The organism is Robertmurraya sp. FSL W8-0741 (assembly GCF_038004005.1).
GTDB classification, from domain to species: domain Bacteria; phylum Bacillota; class Bacilli; order Bacillales; family Cytobacillaceae; genus Robertmurraya; species Robertmurraya siralis.
Window position 1 is genome coordinate 2642587 of record NZ_JBBOQG010000001.1, and the last position, 19905, is coordinate 2662491.

The 19905-nt window shown below is 38.5% G+C and carries 18 protein-coding genes; 12 read left to right on the plus strand and 6 right to left on the minus strand.

The features are described from left to right. The first annotated feature begins 60 nt into the window (after window positions 1–60). From NST02_RS12765 to NST02_RS12785, 5 genes are all read left to right on the plus strand, one after another. Window positions 61–1911 (plus strand): glycoside hydrolase family 13 protein, encoded by a 1851-nt coding sequence (locus NST02_RS12765; RefSeq protein ID WP_212933335.1) that lies wholly within the window; start codon window positions 61–63, stop codon window positions 1909–1911. A 155-nt stretch (window positions 1912–2066) separates the two neighbouring features. Further along, on the plus strand, window positions 2067–3092 hold the full coding sequence (locus tag NST02_RS12770; RefSeq protein WP_095306161.1) for a fatty acid desaturase: 1026 nt from the start codon (window positions 2067–2069) through the stop codon (window positions 3090–3092). Window positions 3093–3183: 91 nt separating this feature from the next. Further along, the gene (locus NST02_RS12775) at window positions 3184–4317 is read left to right on the plus strand and encodes a sensor histidine kinase (RefSeq protein WP_095306160.1); all 1134 of its coding nucleotides are present in this window, start codon (window positions 3184–3186) and stop codon (window positions 4315–4317) included. Beyond that, a complete protein-coding gene (locus NST02_RS12780) occupies window positions 4314–4913 on the plus strand; it encodes a response regulator transcription factor (protein WP_095306159.1) in 600 nt (199 codons plus the stop codon). The genes NST02_RS12775 and NST02_RS12780 overlap by 4 nt, the downstream gene beginning before the upstream one ends. Before the next feature lie 76 nt (window positions 4914–4989). Continuing rightward, complete coding sequence (locus NST02_RS12785; protein ID WP_095306158.1) at window positions 4990–5238, plus strand: hypothetical protein; 249 nt, start codon at window positions 4990–4992, stop codon at window positions 5236–5238. A gap of 26 nt (window positions 5239–5264) precedes the next feature. On the opposite strand, the gene NST02_RS12790 is transcribed toward NST02_RS12785, so the two are convergent. Then, window positions 5265–6728 carry a sensor domain-containing diguanylate cyclase gene (locus NST02_RS12790; RefSeq protein WP_340949111.1) on the minus strand — a complete coding sequence of 488 codons (1464 nt, stop codon included), beginning with the start codon at window positions 6726–6728 and terminating at the stop codon, window positions 5265–5267. A 238-nt stretch (window positions 6729–6966) separates the two neighbouring features. Here NST02_RS12790 and NST02_RS12795 point away from each other — a divergent pair, with 238 nt between their 5' ends. The 4 genes from NST02_RS12795 (at window position 6967) to NST02_RS12810 (ending at window position 11477) form a co-directional block, all read left to right on the plus strand. Beyond that, on the plus strand, window positions 6967–8115 hold the full coding sequence (locus NST02_RS12795) for a thiolase family protein (protein ID WP_095306156.1): 1149 nt from the start codon (window positions 6967–6969) through the stop codon (window positions 8113–8115). A gap of 38 nt (window positions 8116–8153) precedes the next feature. Continuing rightward, window positions 8154–8924 (plus strand): 3-hydroxyacyl-CoA dehydrogenase, encoded by a 771-nt coding sequence (locus NST02_RS12800; RefSeq protein ID WP_095306155.1) that lies wholly within the window; start codon window positions 8154–8156, stop codon window positions 8922–8924. Window positions 8925–9190: 266 nt separating this feature from the next. Continuing rightward, window positions 9191–10561 (plus strand): aldehyde dehydrogenase, encoded by a 1371-nt coding sequence (locus NST02_RS12805; protein ID WP_137744064.1) that lies wholly within the window; start codon window positions 9191–9193, stop codon window positions 10559–10561. 58 nt (window positions 10562–10619) lie between these two features. Then, window positions 10620–11477, plus strand: a complete 858-nt coding sequence (locus NST02_RS12810) for a hydroxymethylglutaryl-CoA lyase (protein ID WP_095306153.1) — start codon at window positions 10620–10622, stop codon at window positions 11475–11477. Here the strand turns inward: NST02_RS12810 and NST02_RS12815 are convergent. Continuing rightward, window positions 11474–11929: a CBO0543 family protein gene (locus NST02_RS12815; RefSeq protein ID WP_235879500.1), complete on the minus strand. Its 456-nt coding sequence runs from the start codon at window positions 11927–11929 to the stop codon at window positions 11474–11476. The genes NST02_RS12810 and NST02_RS12815 overlap by 4 nt on opposite strands. Beyond that, complete coding sequence (locus NST02_RS12820; RefSeq protein ID WP_095306152.1) at window positions 11856–12992, minus strand: DUF2515 domain-containing protein; 1137 nt, start codon at window positions 12990–12992, stop codon at window positions 11856–11858. Before NST02_RS12820 ends, NST02_RS12815 begins: the two co-directional genes overlap by 74 nt. A 100-nt stretch (window positions 12993–13092) precedes the next feature. Here NST02_RS12820 and NST02_RS12825 point away from each other — a divergent pair, with 100 nt between their 5' ends. Continuing rightward, window positions 13093–14991 carry a terpene cyclase/mutase family protein gene (locus tag NST02_RS12825; RefSeq protein WP_445678155.1) on the plus strand — a complete coding sequence of 633 codons (1899 nt, stop codon included), beginning with the start codon at window positions 13093–13095 and terminating at the stop codon, window positions 14989–14991. A 28-nt stretch (window positions 14992–15019) separates the two neighbouring features. Here NST02_RS12825 and NST02_RS12830 read toward each other — a convergent pair whose 3' ends face one another. Further along, complete coding sequence (locus tag NST02_RS12830) at window positions 15020–15757, minus strand: hypothetical protein (RefSeq protein WP_095306150.1); 738 nt, start codon at window positions 15755–15757, stop codon at window positions 15020–15022. A 350-nt stretch (window positions 15758–16107) separates the two neighbouring features. Between NST02_RS12830 and NST02_RS12835 the strand changes: the two genes are divergently transcribed. After that, complete coding sequence (locus NST02_RS12835) at window positions 16108–17127, plus strand: zinc-binding dehydrogenase (RefSeq protein ID WP_095306149.1); 1020 nt, start codon at window positions 16108–16110, stop codon at window positions 17125–17127. A gap of 181 nt (window positions 17128–17308) precedes the next feature. Beyond that, window positions 17309–18490, plus strand: coding sequence for a CapA family protein (locus NST02_RS12840; RefSeq protein ID WP_095306148.1), 1182 nt, complete (start codon window positions 17309–17311; stop codon window positions 18488–18490). A gap of 14 nt (window positions 18491–18504) precedes the next feature. Here the strand turns inward: NST02_RS12840 and speE are convergent, their stop codons facing one another. Both speE and NST02_RS12850 read right to left on the minus strand, forming a co-directional pair. Further along, window positions 18505–19374 carry a polyamine aminopropyltransferase gene (gene speE / locus NST02_RS12845; RefSeq protein WP_095306147.1) on the minus strand — a complete coding sequence of 290 codons (870 nt, stop codon included), beginning with the start codon at window positions 19372–19374 and terminating at the stop codon, window positions 18505–18507. 61 nt (window positions 19375–19435) lie between these two features. Beyond that, the gene (locus tag NST02_RS12850; RefSeq protein WP_095306146.1) at window positions 19436–19699 is read right to left on the minus strand and encodes a DUF1292 domain-containing protein; all 264 of its coding nucleotides are present in this window, start codon (window positions 19697–19699) and stop codon (window positions 19436–19438) included. Between the last annotated feature and the right edge of the window lie 206 nt (window positions 19700–19905).

Genomic DNA, 19905 nt, shown 5'->3' on the forward strand with positions numbered 1-19905 from the left:
TTTAAAATTAAGAAGGTCATTGAGTAGAAATATAAAGCAAGGAAAAAAGGAGCTGTCAGTGTGAAGGAACAAATCCGTTCCCGTTTTACCGAAGGCAATTTTCGCTATCCGGCCGGTGCTGTTCCAGCCGATACAATGATTGAGTTTGAAATAGAAATCTCTAGAGTTCAATCGATAAGGAAAGCGACGCTAGTATGGATTGACGATGAGGAAAATTGTTACGAATATCTGAAAATGGACTGGAGCGGAATAAAGCGTGGGCAGGACGTCTATACAAAAACGATTAAGGTGAATAAGCGAGGATTGAACTGGTATTACTTTCAACTAGAGACATTATCGCAAACTTTTTATGTTGGAAAAGAAGGGGTGTCAGTCGTTGTTGCCAATCATGAGCCCCCGTCTTGGCCGCTAATCGTGTATGATCGCCATTTTACAACACCTAATTGGATAAAAGGTGGCATTATTTATCATATTTTTGTAGATCGTTTTGCACGGGCAGGAGTTTCAACACCGAAGGAGAATATCGTCTTTCGCGAGGATTGGGGTGGTATCCCTGTGTATATGCCAAATGAGGAGGGAGAGATTGTCAACAATGATTTTTTTGGCGGAAACTTGAAGGGGATACTAGGAAAATTGGATTATCTTGAACAATTAGGGGTAACGTGCATCTATTTAAGTCCCATTTTCGAAGCCTACTCCAATCATAAATATGATACGGGAGATTATACAAAAATCGATTCGATGTTTGGTTCTATTGAGGAATTTCACTTGCTTTGTAAAGAAGGAAGAAAACGGGGGATTCGAATTGTTTTGGATGGTGTGTTTAATCATACCGGCTCCGATAGCGTCTATTTTAATAAGAAGGGAACCTTCGATAGTGTTGGGGCATTTCAATCGAAAGAATCACCATATTTCTCGTGGTATACCTTTATTGAATATCCAGACAAATATGAGAGCTGGTGGGGAATTGATACTTTACCAGCCGTTAATGAGGAAGATCCTGATTTTCTGCAATTTATTACGGGGATGGAGGGAATTGCACGGAAATGGTTACAGCTTGGGGCATCAGGATGGAGGCTTGATGTGCTAGATGAATTGCCTGATTCCTTTATCGAGGCTTTTCGCAGAGCAGCCAAAAGTTATGAACAAGACACACTGTTAATTGGTGAAGTTTGGGAAGACGCTTCCTATAAAATATCCTATGGAAAGCGTCGTCGCTATTTATTGGGGGAACAAATGGACAGCATTATGAATTATCCTTTTATGAATGGAATTATCCAATTTGTACGAAACGGTGATGCTGAAAAGCTTCATGAAGTTGTAACCACTATATTGCAACATTATCCTTCCTGTGTTGTTCATTGTTTGATGAACATGCTTGGCACACATGATACAAAAAGAATTTTAACGGCATTGGGCGAGAAGAATGTTCAAGAATTACCGCGGGAACTGCAGGCGCAAATGAAAATGTCAGCGAGCGAGCGTCAGGAAGCAATTCGTTTGTTAAAAATGGCCAGTCTAATCCAAATGACGTTACCGGGTGTACCGTGCATTTATTATGGCGATGAAGCAGGTTTGGAAGGCTATGAGGACCCCTTTAATCGCCGCTGCTTTCCGTGGGGGAAAGAAGAAAAGACATTGCAACATTGGTACGAAAGATTAGGAACAATTCGTAAGCAATGGGATGTCTTTAAAGAAGGCCAATATAAAACGCTTTATGCAAAAGAGCAGGTGTATCTTTTTCAAAGATATAATGGTTTAGAAAAAGTAATTGTGGGTGTAAACCGCTCCGATACCCCTTTTCAATTTGAAATCGCTACTCCATACGTCGATTTATTACAAAATAGAGATGTCAGTGATGAATATATGATGAAACCGAATACAGTTTGTTTTTTAGGGAAAAAGCTGTAGCTAGTCCTTCGCTCTATTGCTGAGTGAAGGATTTTTTTCGTAAAAAATGGATTGAGTATGACATTTATCATGTATGCACCATGACAACTATGTCTAGTATAATTTATAGCCTTTGTTATGATTAAAAAAAACAAATGACGAAGGGATGCAAGTGCATGATAAAAGAAAAGCAAAGAAGTCTTCGAAAACAAATGGCTCCATTTGAAAAATCCACCACAAAAAATAGTATCCTTCAGATTGGGAATACAATTTTGCCATTCTTTTTATTGTGGATACTAGCTTATCAATCCTTATCCATTTCATATGTGTTAACCGTTATTTTGTCAGTAATCGCTGCAGGTTTTTTAGTGAGAGTGTTCATCATCTTCCATGATTGCTGTCACTACTCTTTTTTCAAAAACCGCAAAGCGAATGATATTCTAGGAACGATTACTGGAATATTAACATTATTCCCTTATCGTCAATGGCAGCATGACCATTCTGTACATCATGCTACAAGTTCAAATTTAGATAAGCGTGGTACAGGCGATATATGGATGTTAACGGTTGATGAATATTTAGAGGCTGACAGATGGACAAAAATGAAATATCGCTTGTATCGTAATCCGTTTGTGATGTTTGTTTTAGGTCCGATTTATAAATTCTTAATTGAAAACCGCTTTAACCGTAAAGGGGCACGTAAAAAAGAGCGAATCAATACGTATGTAACGAACGTAGCGATTGTGGGGCTAGTTGTTTTGCTATCTTTTACTCTTGGCTGGCAGTCATTCCTCCTCATTCAAGGAACGATTTTCATGGTTTCAGGCGCAGCGGGAATTTGGTTGTTTTATGTCCAGCACACATTCGAGGATTCTTATTTTGAGGAAGATGAGAACTGGGAATATGTTCGAGCGGCAGTTGAAGGGAGTTCTTTTTACAAGCTTCCAAAGGCATTGCAATGGTTCACAGGTAATATTGGTTACCACCATGTTCACCATTTAAGCCCGCGTATTCCAAATTATAAGCTTGAACAGGCACATGAAAACACACCACCTCTGCAAAACGTTCCAACGGTGACATTAGCTACAAGCATTGAATCAATTAAATTCCATCTTTGGGACGAAACAGAAAAAAAGTTTATAGGCTTTAAGGAATTAAAAGCAAAAAAAGCAAGTAAAGCAAGAGTTTCACCAGAATTATGAAAAATGGTGAGTCGTTCTAGAAATAGAACGACTATTTTCTATTTGAAATATGATAAAATTTGGAGAAAGTCATAAAAACTGAGGACGATTTATGATCAATAAGCAAATGCTCAAACAAAAATTTTCAGGGATTTCCCCTTATATATGGACGATTATAAGCATCTTGCCGTTTTACTTTATTTTTCAATCATCTTCAACAATTGAAATTATCGTTGGACTTTTGTTAACGGCAACATTTTTCATTTCGTATCGCTTTGCTTTTTTATCTAAAAAATGGCCAGTTTATGTTTGGACGGTCATTTTAATTAGCATATCGATGACAATGACGATATTATTTGATTTCATCTACTTTGCCTTTTATATTGCCTATTATAATGGGAATATACGGAATCGAATCGCATTTCTAACTTTATATATCATTCATCTAGTTTGTACCACTATTGCCATTAATTATAATTTAGTCATGCAAAAGAGTCTGTTTCTCGAGCAGCTTCCATTTGTGATCATTATTTGGATTAGCGTTATTTTACTGCCTTTTAATCTTTACAATAAAAAGAAACAGGGAAAGCTGGAAGAACAACTGGAGGATGCAAACAAGAGAATAGCCGAACTGGTGAAACAAGAGGAGCGGCAACGCATCGCTCGAGACCTTCATGATACTTTGGGACAAAGGCTTTCTTTAATTGGTTTGAAATCCGATTTAGCGAGAAAGCTTGTCTATAAAGATCCTGAACAAGCGAGAGCTGAATTAAAAGATATTCAGCAAACCTCTCGTCAGGCTTTAAATGAGGTACGGAAAATGGTGTCCTCGATGAGGGGAATTCGTCTAAGGGATGAACTGATGGAAGTGCGAAGATTGTTGGACGCAGCAGGAATTCAGCTCGTGATAGAACAAAAAGAGCCTTTAACAAATGTTTCGCTCTTTTTAGAAAATATATTAAGCATGTGTTTGAAGGAAATTGTTACAAATGTTGTCAAACACAGTAAAGCTTCTACATGTAAAATTTATATCTCACAATCCATTAACGACATTCGAATTGAGGTGTCAGACAACGGCATCGGAATACAAGAACGGATTGATGATGATAAAGGCAGCGGCCTTTTGGGAATTAGAGAACGGTTAGAATTTGTGAACGGGAGTTTAGAAATACTTACGAGAAATGGAACTATGATTATCATGACTGTGCCGAACATAAAAAATATAAGGGAGGGAATTAGAACATGATCAGGATTGTCATTGCCGAGGATCAACGTATGCTTCTTGGGGCATTAGGCTCCTTGCTTAACCTGGAGGAAGATATCGAGATTGTTGGGAAAGCGACAAATGGAGAAGAGGCTATTCAGCTCGTCCATCAATTGAAACCAGATATTTGTTTAATGGATATTGAAATGCCTGAGAAAAGTGGATTAGAAGCTGCTGAAGAAATGAAAGGACTTGATTGCAATATAATGATCCTTACGACTTTTGCCCGATCAGGTTATTTTCAGCGAGCGTTAAAAGCTGGAGTTAAAGGGTATTTGCTTAAGGATAGTCCGAGTGAAGAACTAGCAAAGTCAATTCGCGATGTCATGTCTGGGAGAAGGGTATACGCTCCAGAACTGATGGATGACATTTATGCTGGTGAAAATCCCCTTACTGATCGGGAGTTAGAAGTTCTTGAGCTGGTTGCAGATGGAAGGAATACAAAAGAAATTGCCGAGGAGCTCAGTATAAAAACCGGTACCGTTCGTAATTATATTTCGACGATTCTCGATAAATTAGATGTAAAAAACAGAATCGAAGCGATAACCCATTTTAAAGAAAAAGGTTGGTTTAAATAACAATTCATAACAAGTATGGAAAATGTATGAAATTATCTTTGTGAAGGGCATACTACTTTAAAAAGGAGTAGTGTGTATGGCAATTGAAGTCGGAACAAAGTTTCAAATTTCAAAGGAAATTATGGGATATTATAACTCAGCTAGAGCATTAACAATCACTAATATAAGTGGACAAACGGTACAGTTTATATTAGGTGATGGAAAGGGACACGGCTCTATGCCGCTTCAACACCTTCATTATCTGCTTAAAAGAACAGAGCTTACGCAGATCGCTAATAAAAGACAATTCATACATGATGTACAAACAGGTGAAGAGATTGGCTAGAAAGAAGGAGGGGTTTCCCTCCTTTTTTAAATCAGATTTTTTATTAATCGCTTTTCTTTATACATACTTTCATCAGCCTTTTTAATCATGTTTTCAAGGGTGATCGCACTGTTCGGTTCATATTGAAATAAGCCGTGGCTAACAGAGATTTCATAAAGTGTTGGTGATGTTTCAGCCAGCTGCTTTACGATTATGCTCCAGCGTTTTTTTACATCGTCCAGCTCCGCTCCTTTAAATACGATTATAAATTCATCGCCTCCATAGCGAAAAAAAAGGTCATCATCCTCAAGTGATTCCTTAATGACATGACACACCGTTTTTAGTAATCGATCTCCCTCTGCATGCCCAAAGCGATCATTGACGATTTTTAAATTATTTACATCGATAAAACAAAGAACAAAGGTATCTTTTATTCTTTCACTCTCCATTAATAACATTTTCAGTAGCTGAATTCCGCTTCTTCGGTTTTGAATCCCTGTTAATGGATCAATGGAGGCATGTTGGACCAGCTCCGCTTCCATTTCCTTTAAATCTGTAACATCGGTTACACCTGCGAGAATACATTCCTCTCCTTTATAGTCAATTAGTTCATAGTTTAGTTGAACCCATCTATAGTTTCCATTTGCCGTTTTTTGCTCGATGACTTGATTTTTTATAAAACCGGTTTTCTTGAGTTCTTCTATAATCGCTTGCCTTTGTTGTTGATTTTTATAAAATTCCTTAGCACGCATTTGTTTCAGATCTTTTTTATTAATTCCATAAAATTTAGAGGCACGATGATTCATTTTTAATAGTTCTCCGTCTTCAATTTTTGAAAGAATAAGAGGATAAGGGTTAATTTCAAATAGCTTTGCGAAATTTTCTTGATGAAAATAGTCTCTCTTTTTATTTGTGTAGAAGATGATTCCAATGATGAGAGCAACGATTACGGTTGCAGTTGAATTGATTTGCTTTGTAACTAAACTGGGTAAATCTTGCACGGTGTAATAGAGTCCGATATAAAATAGACTGTGTGAGAACAATAAAATGGCAGTGAGTGTCATGGGCTGAACTTGAAATAAAACGGCAACTCCGATAACGATTGTTATATAAGCATCGATATTGCCGCTTAAGTTTTGGCTGTTTAAAGAGCTTGCCACACCGAGTAGTAAATACATTGAAATGTAAGTATTAATTAATACATTTGCCTTTCTAGAGCTTATGAAAGTTTGTTTATTTTTTACCAGTCGGTAAATGCATATATATACAATTGAAATCAATAAACTTAGCAGATGAATCACGATAAGATTGGAGCGGAACAGCTTATTTTCCAAATGATTGAGCATGACAAAATCTGCGAAAAAATAATAAATGAAAAGGATTGTAAGGACGATCGATATAACATGTAGTCTTTTTAATAGCTGGCTGCTATTTTCGTAAATAAAATCAAGTGGCGCTTTCTTTCTGTGTATCGCGATGAAACGCTGTAATTTGTTTAATGAATTTTGCAAGAGTTTATCAATCCTTTTTTCGCAGTCTTACAATATTTTAGCATATACAGAATAGAATGAAATCTTTTTTGAAATATTGTTGTCCAGACGGTCTTTTCACTTTTGTGCATTAATAAATTTTACTATTTAGTTAATTTACAGAAAATTTCAATTAATCGTGCTATACTAAAAGTAGTGCTGTTGAATAAAATTCAAGTGGGAGCTGATCATTCGTTAGTAGTAGATAAGGGGGATATTCATGAGAGAAGTAGTCATTGTTGAGGCAGTAAGAACGCCAATTGGAAAAAGAAATGGTGCGCTAAAAAATATACGGCCTGATGAACTCGCCGCCCTGGTTTTGCAGGAAGTAATCAAACGAGCTGGTATACCCACAAATTTGGTCGACGACGTTATTTTAGGTTGCGTGTCACAAGTGGAAGAACAAGCTGTAAACATAGCTCGTACAGCTGCTCTTATGGCAGGTTTTCCTGTTGAAGTACCGGGCACAACGATTGATAGACAATGCGGTTCCGGACAGCAGGCTGTTCATTTCGCTTCACAAGCTATTTTAAGTGGAGACATGGACATTGTTATTGCCGGCGGTGTGGAAAGTATGACACGGGTACCAATGAATTCAACGAGAAAGGAATCTGTTTGGAGTTCGATGTTAACTTCGCAGTACGAAATGATTCATCAAGGCCACTCGGCTGAGCGAATTGCAGATAAATGGAATTTAAGTCGTCAGGAGCTTGATGAATTCGCTCTGGAAAGTCATCAAAGAGCAGTGAGTGCGCAAGGTGAGGGATTTTTTCGCGATGAAATTATGCCATTAGAAGTGACGCTTGATGATGGAACAAAACAGTTAGTGGACCTTGATGAAGGTCCGAGAAGGGACACGTCTCTTGAAAAACTGGCTTCACTTAAGCCTGTATTTAAGGTAAATGGCAAAATTCACGCTGGGAATTCCAGTCAAATGAGTGATGGAGCGGCAGTGCTGCTATTAATGTCCAGAGAAAAAGCAAATGATCTGGGACTTAAACCAAAATGTAAAGTAGTTGCTCGCACTGTTGTCGGCTCCGACCCTACGTTAATGTTGACAGGTCCGATTGAAGCAACAAAAATGGTGCTCAAAAAAGCTGGGTTATCCATTGAGGACATCAATACTTATGAAGTGAATGAGGCATTTGCACCAGTGCCGCTCATTTGGTTAAAAGAATTAGGAGCAGATCAAAAGAAGCTAAATCCAAACGGAGGTGCGATTGCGTTAGGTCATCCACTTGGAGCAAGCGGAGCAAGACTAATGATCACGTTGATGAATGAGTTGGAACGAAGTGGTGGTCGCTTTGGTTTGCAGGCAGTTTGTGAAGGTGGAGGCATGGCGAATGCAACCATTATAGAACGATGCTAAGAGTAAGATGCAGGCTCGAATGGGGGGAGTAATGTTTTATGAAACTGAATAATATGGTCGCAATCGTAACAGGCGGGGCTTCTGGATTAGGAGAAGCTACTGTCACAAGAATTATCGAAGGTGGAGGCGTTGCATCAATCTTGGATATAGCAGGTGATAAAGGCAAAGCACTGGTAGAGAAGCTTGGTCCGGATAAGGCTCTTTACATAGAGACAGATGTGACCGATGAAGAGCAAGTACTTGAAGCTTTAAATAAAACGGAGGAAAAGTTCGGAAACATCCATGTGGTCATTAATTGCGCAGGTATCGGGCTTGCGAAAAAAGTATTGGGAAATAAAGGGCCGCACGATTTATCAACGTTTACGAAAGTGATTCATGTGAATTTAATTGGAGCCTTTAATGTGCTTCGTTTAGCTGCAGAGAGGATGAGTGCCAATCTGCCAAATGAGGAAGGCGAGAGGGGAGTAATCATTAATACTGCTTCTGTAGCTGCTTTTGAAGGGCAGATTGGTCAAGCTGCCTACAGCGCCTCTAAAGGTGGAATTGTCGGGATGACCCTACCGATTGCAAGGGAGTTAGCTAAGTATGGCATTCGTAATGTCAGCATCGCTCCAGGTTTAATTGATACTCCTTTATTTGCATCCCTGCCAGCTGAAGCAAGAGAAGCGCTTGGGGCAATGGTTCCATTTCCATCAAGGTTAGGATATCCTGCAGAGTTTGCCATGCTTGCAACAAGCATTATCGAGAACCCGATGATTAATGGTGATACGATTCGGCTTGACGGAGCGATCCGAATGCAGCCAAAGTAAGGCTTCAGGCTTTGTCACAATCATTTTTCGCAATAAACGAAAAGAGACAATCAGATGACGAATATTGCCATCTTGATTGTCTTTTATTCTTATTTAGGAGCTGAGCGGTATGCTTGTGTTGCACGTATGTCCGAATACACTTACGATATGGACGCTCCTCCACAATTTTTTTGTTGCAAGAAGTTTTGCGCATGAAATGGTCAATTATTTGGTAATATCATTATGAAGATGACGATGATAATAAAAGTATTAGGAGAATTAATGAAATGTTAAATTATTCTGAATTACTATCAAAACAAAGAAATTATTTTCAAACAGGCGCAACAAAGAATCTAGCTTTTCGAATAAAGGCTTTGCAAAAACTCAATCAAGTTATTCGAGAAGGCGAGAAAAGGCTTATTCAAAGCTTAAAAGAAGATTTAAATAAATCTGAATTTGATGCGTATTCAACTGAGATCGGCATTGTTTTAGAAGAAATCCGCTATACTTTGAAAAATATTCGTTCCTGGGCAAAACCTAAAAAGGTGAAAACACCGCTCACCCATATTGGTGCTAAAAGCTATATTTATCCTGAACCATATGGTGTAGCCTTTATAATTGCTCCGTGGAATTATCCCTTTCAGTTGGCTGTTGCTCCGCTAATCGGGGCTATTGCAGCAGGAAATTGTGCCGTTATAAAGCCGTCAGAGCTCACGCCAAGAACTTCATTAGTGTTGGCTGAATTAATAAACAGCCATTTTCCGGAGGAATACATTGCCGTTGTCGAAGGAGGGAAGGAGACGAGTGAAGCTCTTTTAAAAGAAAACTTCGATTATATCTTTTTTACTGGGAGCGTCCAAGTTGGCAAGATTATTATGGAAAGCGCAGCTCAACATTTGACGCCAGTCACATTAGAACTAGGGGGTAAAAGCCCATGTATCGTCCACGTGGATGCCAATTTAAAGCTTGCCGCAAAAAGGATTGCATGGGGGAAGTTTATGAATGCGGGTCAAACCTGTATCGCTCCAGATTATGTATATGTAGATAAAAAAGTGAAGGATGAGTTTTTGGCGCATTTAAAAAGAGCGGTGAACGAGCTTTATGGTCAGGAGCCGTTGGAAAATTTACATTATACGAAAATCGTGAGCGAGCAGCATTTTAACCGGCTCCGATCATTTTTAGCGGAAGGAGAAATTTTCTATGGGGGAAAATCGTCAGAGGAGAAATTAATGATTGCTCCAACTGTTCTGACTGATATTACATGGGATTATTCTGTGATGGAGGATGAGATTTTCGGACCAATTCTTCCTGTTCTGGAGTATCGTCAGTTATCAGAAGCAGTAGAGGAAATAAGGAGCCGCCCAAAACCACTTGCTTTCTACTTATTCACTGAGAGCAGCGATGTTCAAAATCGGCTTCTTGAACAAGTCTCTTTCGGGGGAGGTTGTATTAATGATACGGTTTATCATATTGCAAACCCATATCTTCCGTTTGGCGGAGTTGGAAACAGCGGTATAGGAGCCTATCACGGAAAGGGAAGTTTTAATACTTTCTCCCATGATAAGAGTATATTAAAGCAAACGACTTTATTTGACATTCCACTGCGTTACCCTAATTTTAAGAATGGCTTAAAATATATAAAGATGGTTTTTAAATAGTGAACTTGGTGCATACATTGTAATAGCTGGACTTTTCTAGTTTAAGGAGGGGTATCCATTGTATGTACCAAAAGAGGTGGAAATTATTGAAGTCGGTCCCCGTGACGGTTTGCAAAATGAACCGATTCCGATTTCAAGCGCGAAAAAGAAACAATTAATTAGAAGGTTAGCAGATTGCGGCTTTTCTAGAATTGAAACGGCGTCATTTGTTCATCCAAAATGGGTTCCACAAATGAGCGATGCGGAGGAAATCGCTCGATTTTCACAGGAGCTTGGATTGACCTATCTTGCTTTGACACCAAATATGAAAGCACTTGAGCGCGCGATCTTTGTTCATGTTCCGCAAATTGCTGTTTTTATAGGGGCGAGTGAGACTTTTAATCGCAAGAACATTAATCGTTCCATTAATGATTCGTTAACAGAGTATAAGCGCTTGATTGAGCGCGCTAAAAAAGCGGGAATGTTTGTTAGGGGCTATGTTTCAATGGCTTTCTTTTGTCCATATGAAGGGGCCGTTTCATTAGAGCAAGTGCGAAATGTTTGTGAATCATTGATAAAATTTGGTGTCGATGAAATAGATATTGGGGATACAAATGGTCAAGCAAATCCGAGATTAGTGTATGAACGTTTTTTAAAGCTCCAGGAGTTATTTCAAGAAACAAGCTTTGTGGCTCATTTTCATGATACAGAAAAAATGGCATTGGCTAATGTCATTGCAGCATTACAGGCAGGGATTACGAAATTCGATAGTTCGATCGGAGGACTAGGCGGCTGCCCATTTTCACCAGGAGCTACAGGCAATGTGGCGACGGAAGAATTAGTAAATATGTTGGAAAAAATGGGCTGTGAAACGAACTTAAATGTCGATCTGCTTAAGCAATTAAGTTCGTTTGCCAAAAGCCTTTCAAGCCGTTAATTGTCATTAATTTGCTTGTCTAATAGATGATGGAATAGAAGCACAAAAATTAAATAAATTGTATAACCATAAAAAGAGTAATAGTGCTGCCAAATGTCATGATGAGTAAAAAAGCCGATAGACTCTGCAAACTTTTCAAGGGCAGCCATTAAGGTGCTGACCGTGATAATGAACATCCCTTTTAGCCATTTATGTAGCTTTAAAGAAATAAGAATGAATAATGTAGTAAAAAGTGGAAGAACTATTAGTGTAAATAATATATTGATTGTAAAGATAGATGAAAAAGGTCGAATTGGGAATGTGTATAACCCTATGCCTGTAAAAAATAAATCTAAATAGGTGCCAATTAAGGTAGCTAATAGAATCGTTGCTAAAATACTAACCGAGAAGTGAAACCGCTTTTTTGGCGATGGCGGCGAGTTCAAGTCTTTCAAGGCTTTTACAGTAGTCATTTTCGATCTCTCCATTTTCAGTTTTTTGATCATCTAATAAATAGTAGACGACTTTCCAGCTTTTATACCAATCTCCTAATTCAGCAGCTTCGTGTGTTTGATTTTTCCATGCAACAGTTAAATAAGGACTATAAAAGCGGTATGCCCCCGGGGTTAATTGGCAGCCTTTTAATCGCCTTTTTAGCTCAGTGCCGGGGACAACCTCCTCAATCGAGTTAAAAATATTTGGCCAATAATCCTTCCTTGAGCCAGTATGAGGTGTTTGTTTAGCCCATTGTAGCACTTGCTGCAGTCGCTTTTGGTCAGCGTATAAGATTTTATAAAGTCTTTTTCCTAAGAGAATGCGTTCATGCAAGCTTTGAAAATGATGAAGTGTTTCCCCGATGAGTTGGACGCGACCTGAAGACGTGAAGGGGAAAAGAATATGATTCATGGACAGGATGTCCTGTAGCATAAATTCCAATGAATCAAACACCTCTTTTTTGAAGGTTGGATGATGAATCACTCTTTTTTCTAAATAGCTTTGCTCATTAATAACTAACGATATTGTTAAAATGGAAGGATCATGGTAGTACCAAAAGTCATTCCAGATGGTTTCCATAAATTGAGAAACATGAAAAAAAGGTAGTAAATAAAAGAGATTTTTACCACTTCTTAAGCTTTCCTCATATAGTAGAAACTGCGGATAGGCATCTTGAAAGATTAGCCAATTGCCTCTTTCTAAAAAATTGAAGAAATTTAATGCTTCCGTACGAGAAAGCAGCCTAGTTAGAAGCCCTCCTTTTAAATCAGTCATATTCCAGCCTCCATTTCTGGAAACCATATGTCCTAAAAAAGCCCAATGGATTTCAGGATGTTTTAAATAGAAGTCTAGATAGGCCTTTGTTCTTGTCACATTATTTACATTCAGTTCTTGTGTTTGAAGTTGAATTTTTTCAATGATTTTCTTTTCGTTTAAAGAAGGAGTCTGCGGGAATTTTTTCGATTTTGCCCGCAGTTCTTTCTTAATGCGCTTTAAAGATTGTGGAAGGGAGCTAGGTTCGTTTTTGAAGAGCTTTCCCAAATTATTTCAACTCCTCCTTTATTTTGGCTGCAGATTGAGGCGAATGTTCAGAACAGTGTGCGAATATGTATTATAGAAAACGACTTCCTCTATTGGAGTGATGGGATTGAAAGATAAGGTCCATGATGGGATTAATTATTTAGTCAATATCCTCAAACGAGAGCAATCGGAATCAGGATCATGGGAGTACCCATTTGAAACAGGAATTTCAACAGATTGCTATATGATTATTTTATTAAGATCATTGGAGATTGATGATGAAAACTTAATCAAGGAGCTTGGGAAAAGGATTTTAAGTAGGCAGGAAAAGAACGGAGCCTGGAAAATATTTTACGATGAAGAAGGAGACGGCAATTTAACTGCTACATTGGAAGCCTATTATGCATTATTATATTCTGGTTATTATGAAAAAAGTGATAAACGTTTGAGGGCAGCTAGAAGATTTATAGTTGCTAACGGCGGTGCGCATAAAGCTCATTTATTTACAAAGATTATGCTGGCGATTACTGGTCAATATAAATGGCCTGATTTTTTTCCTATTCCGTTGGAGTTTATACTTCTTCCAACTTCTTTTCCTATCAATTTTTATCAGCTATCTGTCTTTGGTCGTGCGAATTTATTGCCAATTATGATATTAGCGGAGCAAAAGTTTATTTTAAAAACAGAGAGAAGCCCGGATTTGTCAGAGTTGTTTCTCCGCGAGGAGGAGGAAACGGAAGATTACTCGGATGAATGGCGCGACTTTACTTCGCTTGTTACTGATGGACTTGAAAAAATAGTCGGCTTGCCAAGCCAGTTAAAAAAACGGGCCCGAACAAAAGGGAAACAATATATGCTTGCCCATATAGAAAAAGATGGGACTTTTTATAGCTATTTCAGTTCAACATTTTTGATGATCTTTGCGTTAATTACGTTTAATGATAAACGTCTTCAACCCATTATCAAGCGAGCTGTGAACGGACTAAAGGGCATGAGAACAACGATTAATGGATATACCCATATGCAGTATACAACCGCTTCCGTATGGAACACTTCCTTAATTAGCTACGCACTGCAAGAGGCAGGTATTTCAAGCGAGGACGAAGTTGTTGTAAAGGCTAACCAATATTTAATACAGAAGCAGCACCACTTATACGGAGACTGGGTCATTCATAATTCAAACGCTTCTCCTGGAGGTTGGGGATTTTCGAATATTAATACGATTAATCCAGATGTCGATGATACGACTGCTTCCTTGCGGGCGCTCGCACGCTCTGTAACGACCAATTTCAGCCATCGTCAAGCATGGGATCGAGGCGTTTTGTGGCTCTTATCGATGCAAAATGAGGATGGGGGCTGGCCAGCATTTGAGAAAAATACGAACCGGTCATTTTTAAAGCTGTTGCCGATTGAGAAGGCGGAATTTATTTTGGCTGATCCTGCCTCGCCTGATTTAACAGGTCGAACCCTTCATTTTTTAGGAGATTTTACAAATTTAAAAGCACCCCATCCTGCTATTCAAGCTGGGGTTCGCTCGATTCTGAGAAATCAAGAAAAGGATGGCTCATGGTATGGACGTTGGGGAATTTGCTACCTTTATGGTACATGGGCAGCGATTACTGGGTTGACAGCCGTAGGTGTGTTGCCGTCGCATACGGCGATTAGTAAAGGGATCGAGTGGTTAAAAAGGATTCAAAATAAAGATGGTGGTTGGGGAGAATCTTGTAAAAGCGACAGTGCAGGCAAATTTGTTCCACTTGTGAGCACTCTTACCCACACAGCTTGGGCAGTTGATGCCCTTATCGCTGCTTCGGAGCGACCGATGAAAGCTATTGATAAAGGGATTGATTTCTTACTTACTCATTTGGATCGTGAAGACTGGACAACGGCATACCCGAAGGGACAGGGCATGGCAGGAGATTTTTATATTCACTATCACAGCTACCGTTACATTTATCCTCTGCTTGCGCTTAGTCATTATAAAAATAAGTATATGGCTTCAGGTCATAAAAACATATGATGACATGTTTTTATGACCTGAAGTGAGATTAACTTTTGACGATTTTTGATGGGTTGTTTATCTTATATGGAACTGGTTCAGAAACAAGATATTGTTCTTCAACATCTTTTCCATTTGAGAGTTTCTTTTTGACGATTTTTCCAGCAAATTCGAGCTTATCTCCTGGAGAGAGTTCGAATTTTTTTAATGTTTTCGAGTGGCTGCACCAAGCTAGTCCAATTTCGATCACCGGTTCTTCCTCGATGCAGACGTTTTTCAAGATGACAACCTCATCATTTTCTTCATTAAAATGGTTCCAGCTATAGGAAAATTGTTGCACCTCTGCTGTGAAATGCACCTTTTCTGACGGAAGATCGATTTTTTTAGTTGATATCTTTTCCTTCTGAGGTGTTTTTTCATTTGCTGCTATCGTTTTTTTACTGCTTGGTGATTTAGTTTCCTTCTTTGAAACAGCGACCGGTTTTTCAGAATCAGCAGTTATCGATCTTGTAAAGCTTGGAGATTGCATCTCTTTTAAATAGGCCGGATGAATGCAACTTAAAGCGCCATCTTCAAATTCGATCACAATGGTATTGTAATCTTCATTATTGCCATAGATCTCATAGCCCTTTATCGTCACTTTGCATTCTTGTTCACTAGTCTTATACCAAAATTCTCTCTTCACTTCTTTTGTCGTTGACAGTCCCCATTCCTTCACTTTTTCAGTATAATGAGCATCATCTGCAAAGGTTTGAAATTCTCCTTTTGGCGGTAATAAAGTGGTCATTAATAACACATCCCTATATGAAATCTTCATTTGGCTTTTTAAGCAATTTCCATATAAATAGATTATCATGAACTTCTAATGATTCAAATCAAAGGATTTAGCTTGTGGGGGAAAAAATTCACAAACTAGAAAATGTTTAAAGCCGTTAACCGGAATATATGTTATAAACATTTGGAAAATATGACGGACAAAGTAGTCTGTTTCTTTTAAAAGATATATTGTTTAAAAAAGCTATACAAAAAATACGCATCATTTCATAATATTGTCTTAGTAAGGGCTTTCAATTTTCATCCTTATCTTTATCAATTATGTTACGATTATGATTAGATTAATAAAAAGGAGAGATCACGGTGAAAGCATTTGTATTAAAAGATAAGATCAAACCTGGTACAGGTACTGCAAAGCTGTATTATGAAGAAGTAGAGACTCCGAAAGCTGGAGCTGGTGAAGTTGTTGTCCGTTTAAAAACAGCTGCATTGAATCGAAGAGATGTCTTTATCCGTCAAGGTCTTTACCCGGGAATTCGTGTTCCCTCTATTCCTGGTTCAGATGGGGCGGGAGTTGTTGCTGAGATTGGTACAGATGTTACAGGGGTTGAGATAGGAGATGAAGTGGTGATCAACCCTAGCATTGGTTGGGGTGAAAATCCTGATTATCCAGATGCAAATTTTTCTGTTTTAGGAGTTCCAATCAATGGTACATACGCCCAATATATAAAAATTCCGGTGGAAAATGTATTTCCAAAGCCTAAGCATCTAACATGGGAAGAGGCAGCAGCTTTGCCGTTAGGTGGACTTACTGCATATCGAGCGGCCGTAACGAAGGGAAAGGTGAAAGCGGGCGAAACGGTCATTATTCCTGGCATTGGGGGTGGAGTGGCCACATTGGCATTACAAATTGCATCTGCCTTAGGGGCACATGTTTATGTAACATCCAGCAGCGATGAAAAAATCAATAAGGCAATGAAGCTCGGCGCTACAGGAGGCGTGAATTATCGACAAGACGACTGGGTTAAACAATTGTCAATTATATCAGGAGGTGCAGACCTTGCGATTGATTCCATTGGAGGGGAAACATTGAAGGATCTGATCCATTTAGCCAAATTGGGAAGTAAAATCGTTTCCTTTGGTGCTACACTAGGTCCTGTAAATCATCTTCTCATGCCGCGCATCTTTTTTAAACAACTGACAATTATGGGGACAACAATGGGGAACCGTAATGAATTTATCGGGATGCTGAATCTTTTTAACGAGCATAAGCTGAAGCCGGTTGTCAGTGAGGTCTATCCACTGGAAAAAGTAGAGGAGGCTCATGAGCAAATGGAAGCAGGCGGCCATTTTGGAAAAATTGTATTAGAAATTCCCCAGTGATTTAAAGGAATTCATTCCAAGCTCGTATCTTGCAGCAATGGAGAATTTTTGAAATTTTATCATTTCTTTCTTTTTATGCACTTGTTTGGGTGGTAGAATGTATGTGTTAAAGTTTATGTGAACAAACTCGATTTGTATAAAGCTGATTAAAACAAGACATAAAAAAGGGGAAATTGTTAAAATGACAAGCAGAAAAGAGAGAAACAAGGAGAAAAAGCGTTCTAAAATAAGGTTTGCACCTTATTATATAGCTTTTATCATTCTCATCGTTGTTGGCGGCTTTTTTTTCTCTTCGTTTTTAGCGAAAGAAGATGAGCGTACATCAGAAAAAGGGGTAGTAAGAGAAATAGGAGCCAATGGTAGTATTCCGCAATCAAATAAGCAGCCTCTGTCGAAGGAGGAGCCAATTGTAGAGACAACGATTAAAATTAGTGCAGCAGGGGATTTTACGCTCGGTACAGATGAATCATTTGGTTATCATGGGACATTTGTTCATGAGGCCGATCAAAATGGCCTCTCTCATTTTGTCGGTGGATTGAATGATATTTTTAAAAATGATGACTTTTCAACCGTAAATTTAGAAACGACGTTAACAAATGCTACAAAAAAAGCTGAGAAAAAATTTCGCTTTAAAGGAGATCCCTCCTATGTAAAAATCCTTACTCTAGCTGGAATTGAAGCAGTAAATCTTGCAAATAATCATATTCATGATTATTTGCAGCAAGGCTACGAGGACACAATCACTACATTGAAAAATGAGAATATCGGTTATTTTGGGTATGAACATAAATTCGTCACGACCATTAAAGATGTGAAAGTAGGGGCACTAGGCTATGAAGGCTGGGCGGATACGACAGAAATTCGCAGTCGTATTGCAAAGGATATTTCTGAATTGAGAGAGCAGGGTGTTGAAATTATCTTGATTCATTTTCATTGGGGAGTTGAGAGAGAATATGTGCCAACCCAATCGCAGCAAACTTTGGCTCGCTTTACCATTGATAATGGAGCCGATTTAGTGCTTGGCCATCATCCCCATGTTGTACAAGGCATTGAAGAGTATAATGGGAAATTTATCGTCTACAGCTTAGGTAACTTCATGTTTGGTGGAAATCGCAATCCAAGTGATAAAGATACATTTGTTTTTCAGCAAACCTTTCATTTAAAAAATGGCAAGTTAACGGATAAAAAAGAAATTAATATAGTTCCTTTTTCTATCTCATCTCAAACGAACCGTAATGACTATCGTCCGACGATGCTACAAGGGAAAGAGAAAGAACGTGTCAAACAAAAAATAATTGATGTTTCAAATCGTATAAAAGGTTCGGAATGGCTTCAATACGAAGTGGAAGAACAGGTAGACTAGCTAGTCTACCTGTTCTATTTTTTTCTTTCTAGTTCTTGTTGCAAAAACTGCGGCAATGAAAAACAAGCGCTTAAAATCGATTTATTTACGTAGCGTGTTTCTTTTGTAGGACAAATTTCAGGGTTAAGTTTCTGATATTTTTTCGTACCAATCGTAAAGCTCCATAACCCCCCTGGATAGGTTGGAACTACAGCAGTGTATAACATTGCGGTAGGGAAAATTTCGCTGATTCTTTCGTAGCTTTGTTTCATCGTCGCTGGATGAAAAATGGGTGACTGGCTTTGACAAACCATTAATCCATTATCCTTTAATGCAGTAGCGATATTTTCGTAAAATTCTTTCTCAAATAAGGCGGTTGCAGGTCCTACAGGATCAGATGAATCAATGATGATGACGTCATACTCTCCAGCCCTTTCCTTTATAAAATGAACGCCATCCTCGTAGTAAAAATGAACGCGCTCATCTTCTAAGTGGCCAGATATTTCTGGTAAAAATGTTTTGCTTGCGTACACAACTCTTTCGTCGATCTCTACCATCTCTATTTGCTCCACCTGGTGGTAGCGACAAATCTCTCGAGCAACGCCACAATCGCCTCCACCGATGATCAGAACTTTTTTTGGATCAGGATGAATGCAAAGAGGAATATGGGAGATCATTTCGTTATAAATATAACCATCAACTGAAGTGGTTTGCACTACACCGTCTAATACAAGCATTTTTCCAAAATCATAGGAATCTGCAATCATAATGTCTTGAAAGGGAGACTGCTCTTCAAAGATAATATTTTTAATTCGGTAACTTATCTTCAAATTCTCTCTTTCATCTTCAGTTAGCCATAATTGACCATCCTTTTCAGTTAAATATTTCTGCGCTAAAAACCCCATTATATAATCATCCTCCATTTGAGTATGTATACATGAAAGTATATCATACGAGGACAAATAATTAATCAGCAGGGCTGGCTTCGACGGCAATTTCATATGCAGCTAACACATTTTTAGTTTCATCATGATCGTTAATTCCGATTAAGTACTGGTTGTTGTCATCGTCTGTTTGTACCTCCATGACGATTGTATCTTCTTGATCGTGTTCAGCCCTAAGAAGGGCATAAGTTTTATCGTTCATATCAAATAAAGCCTCTACTGCAAACAATATTTCAGAACCATCTTCCTCTACCACTGTAATATAATCTCTTAATTCATCACCCATTTTTCCACCTCCCAATCATCGACATTATTATTACATGTTTGAACTATGTCTTTTTTTCTTGATATGATGAAAAATATGTTTAGAAAGGAAGATTGGAAAATTTGATAGGCAAGGGAAAAAGCGGGGACCTTTACTACATTGATGGAGATCGCAAGGAGACTGTGAAGATAATGGAAGAAGAGGAAAGTGATCAGTGGACGAAATCT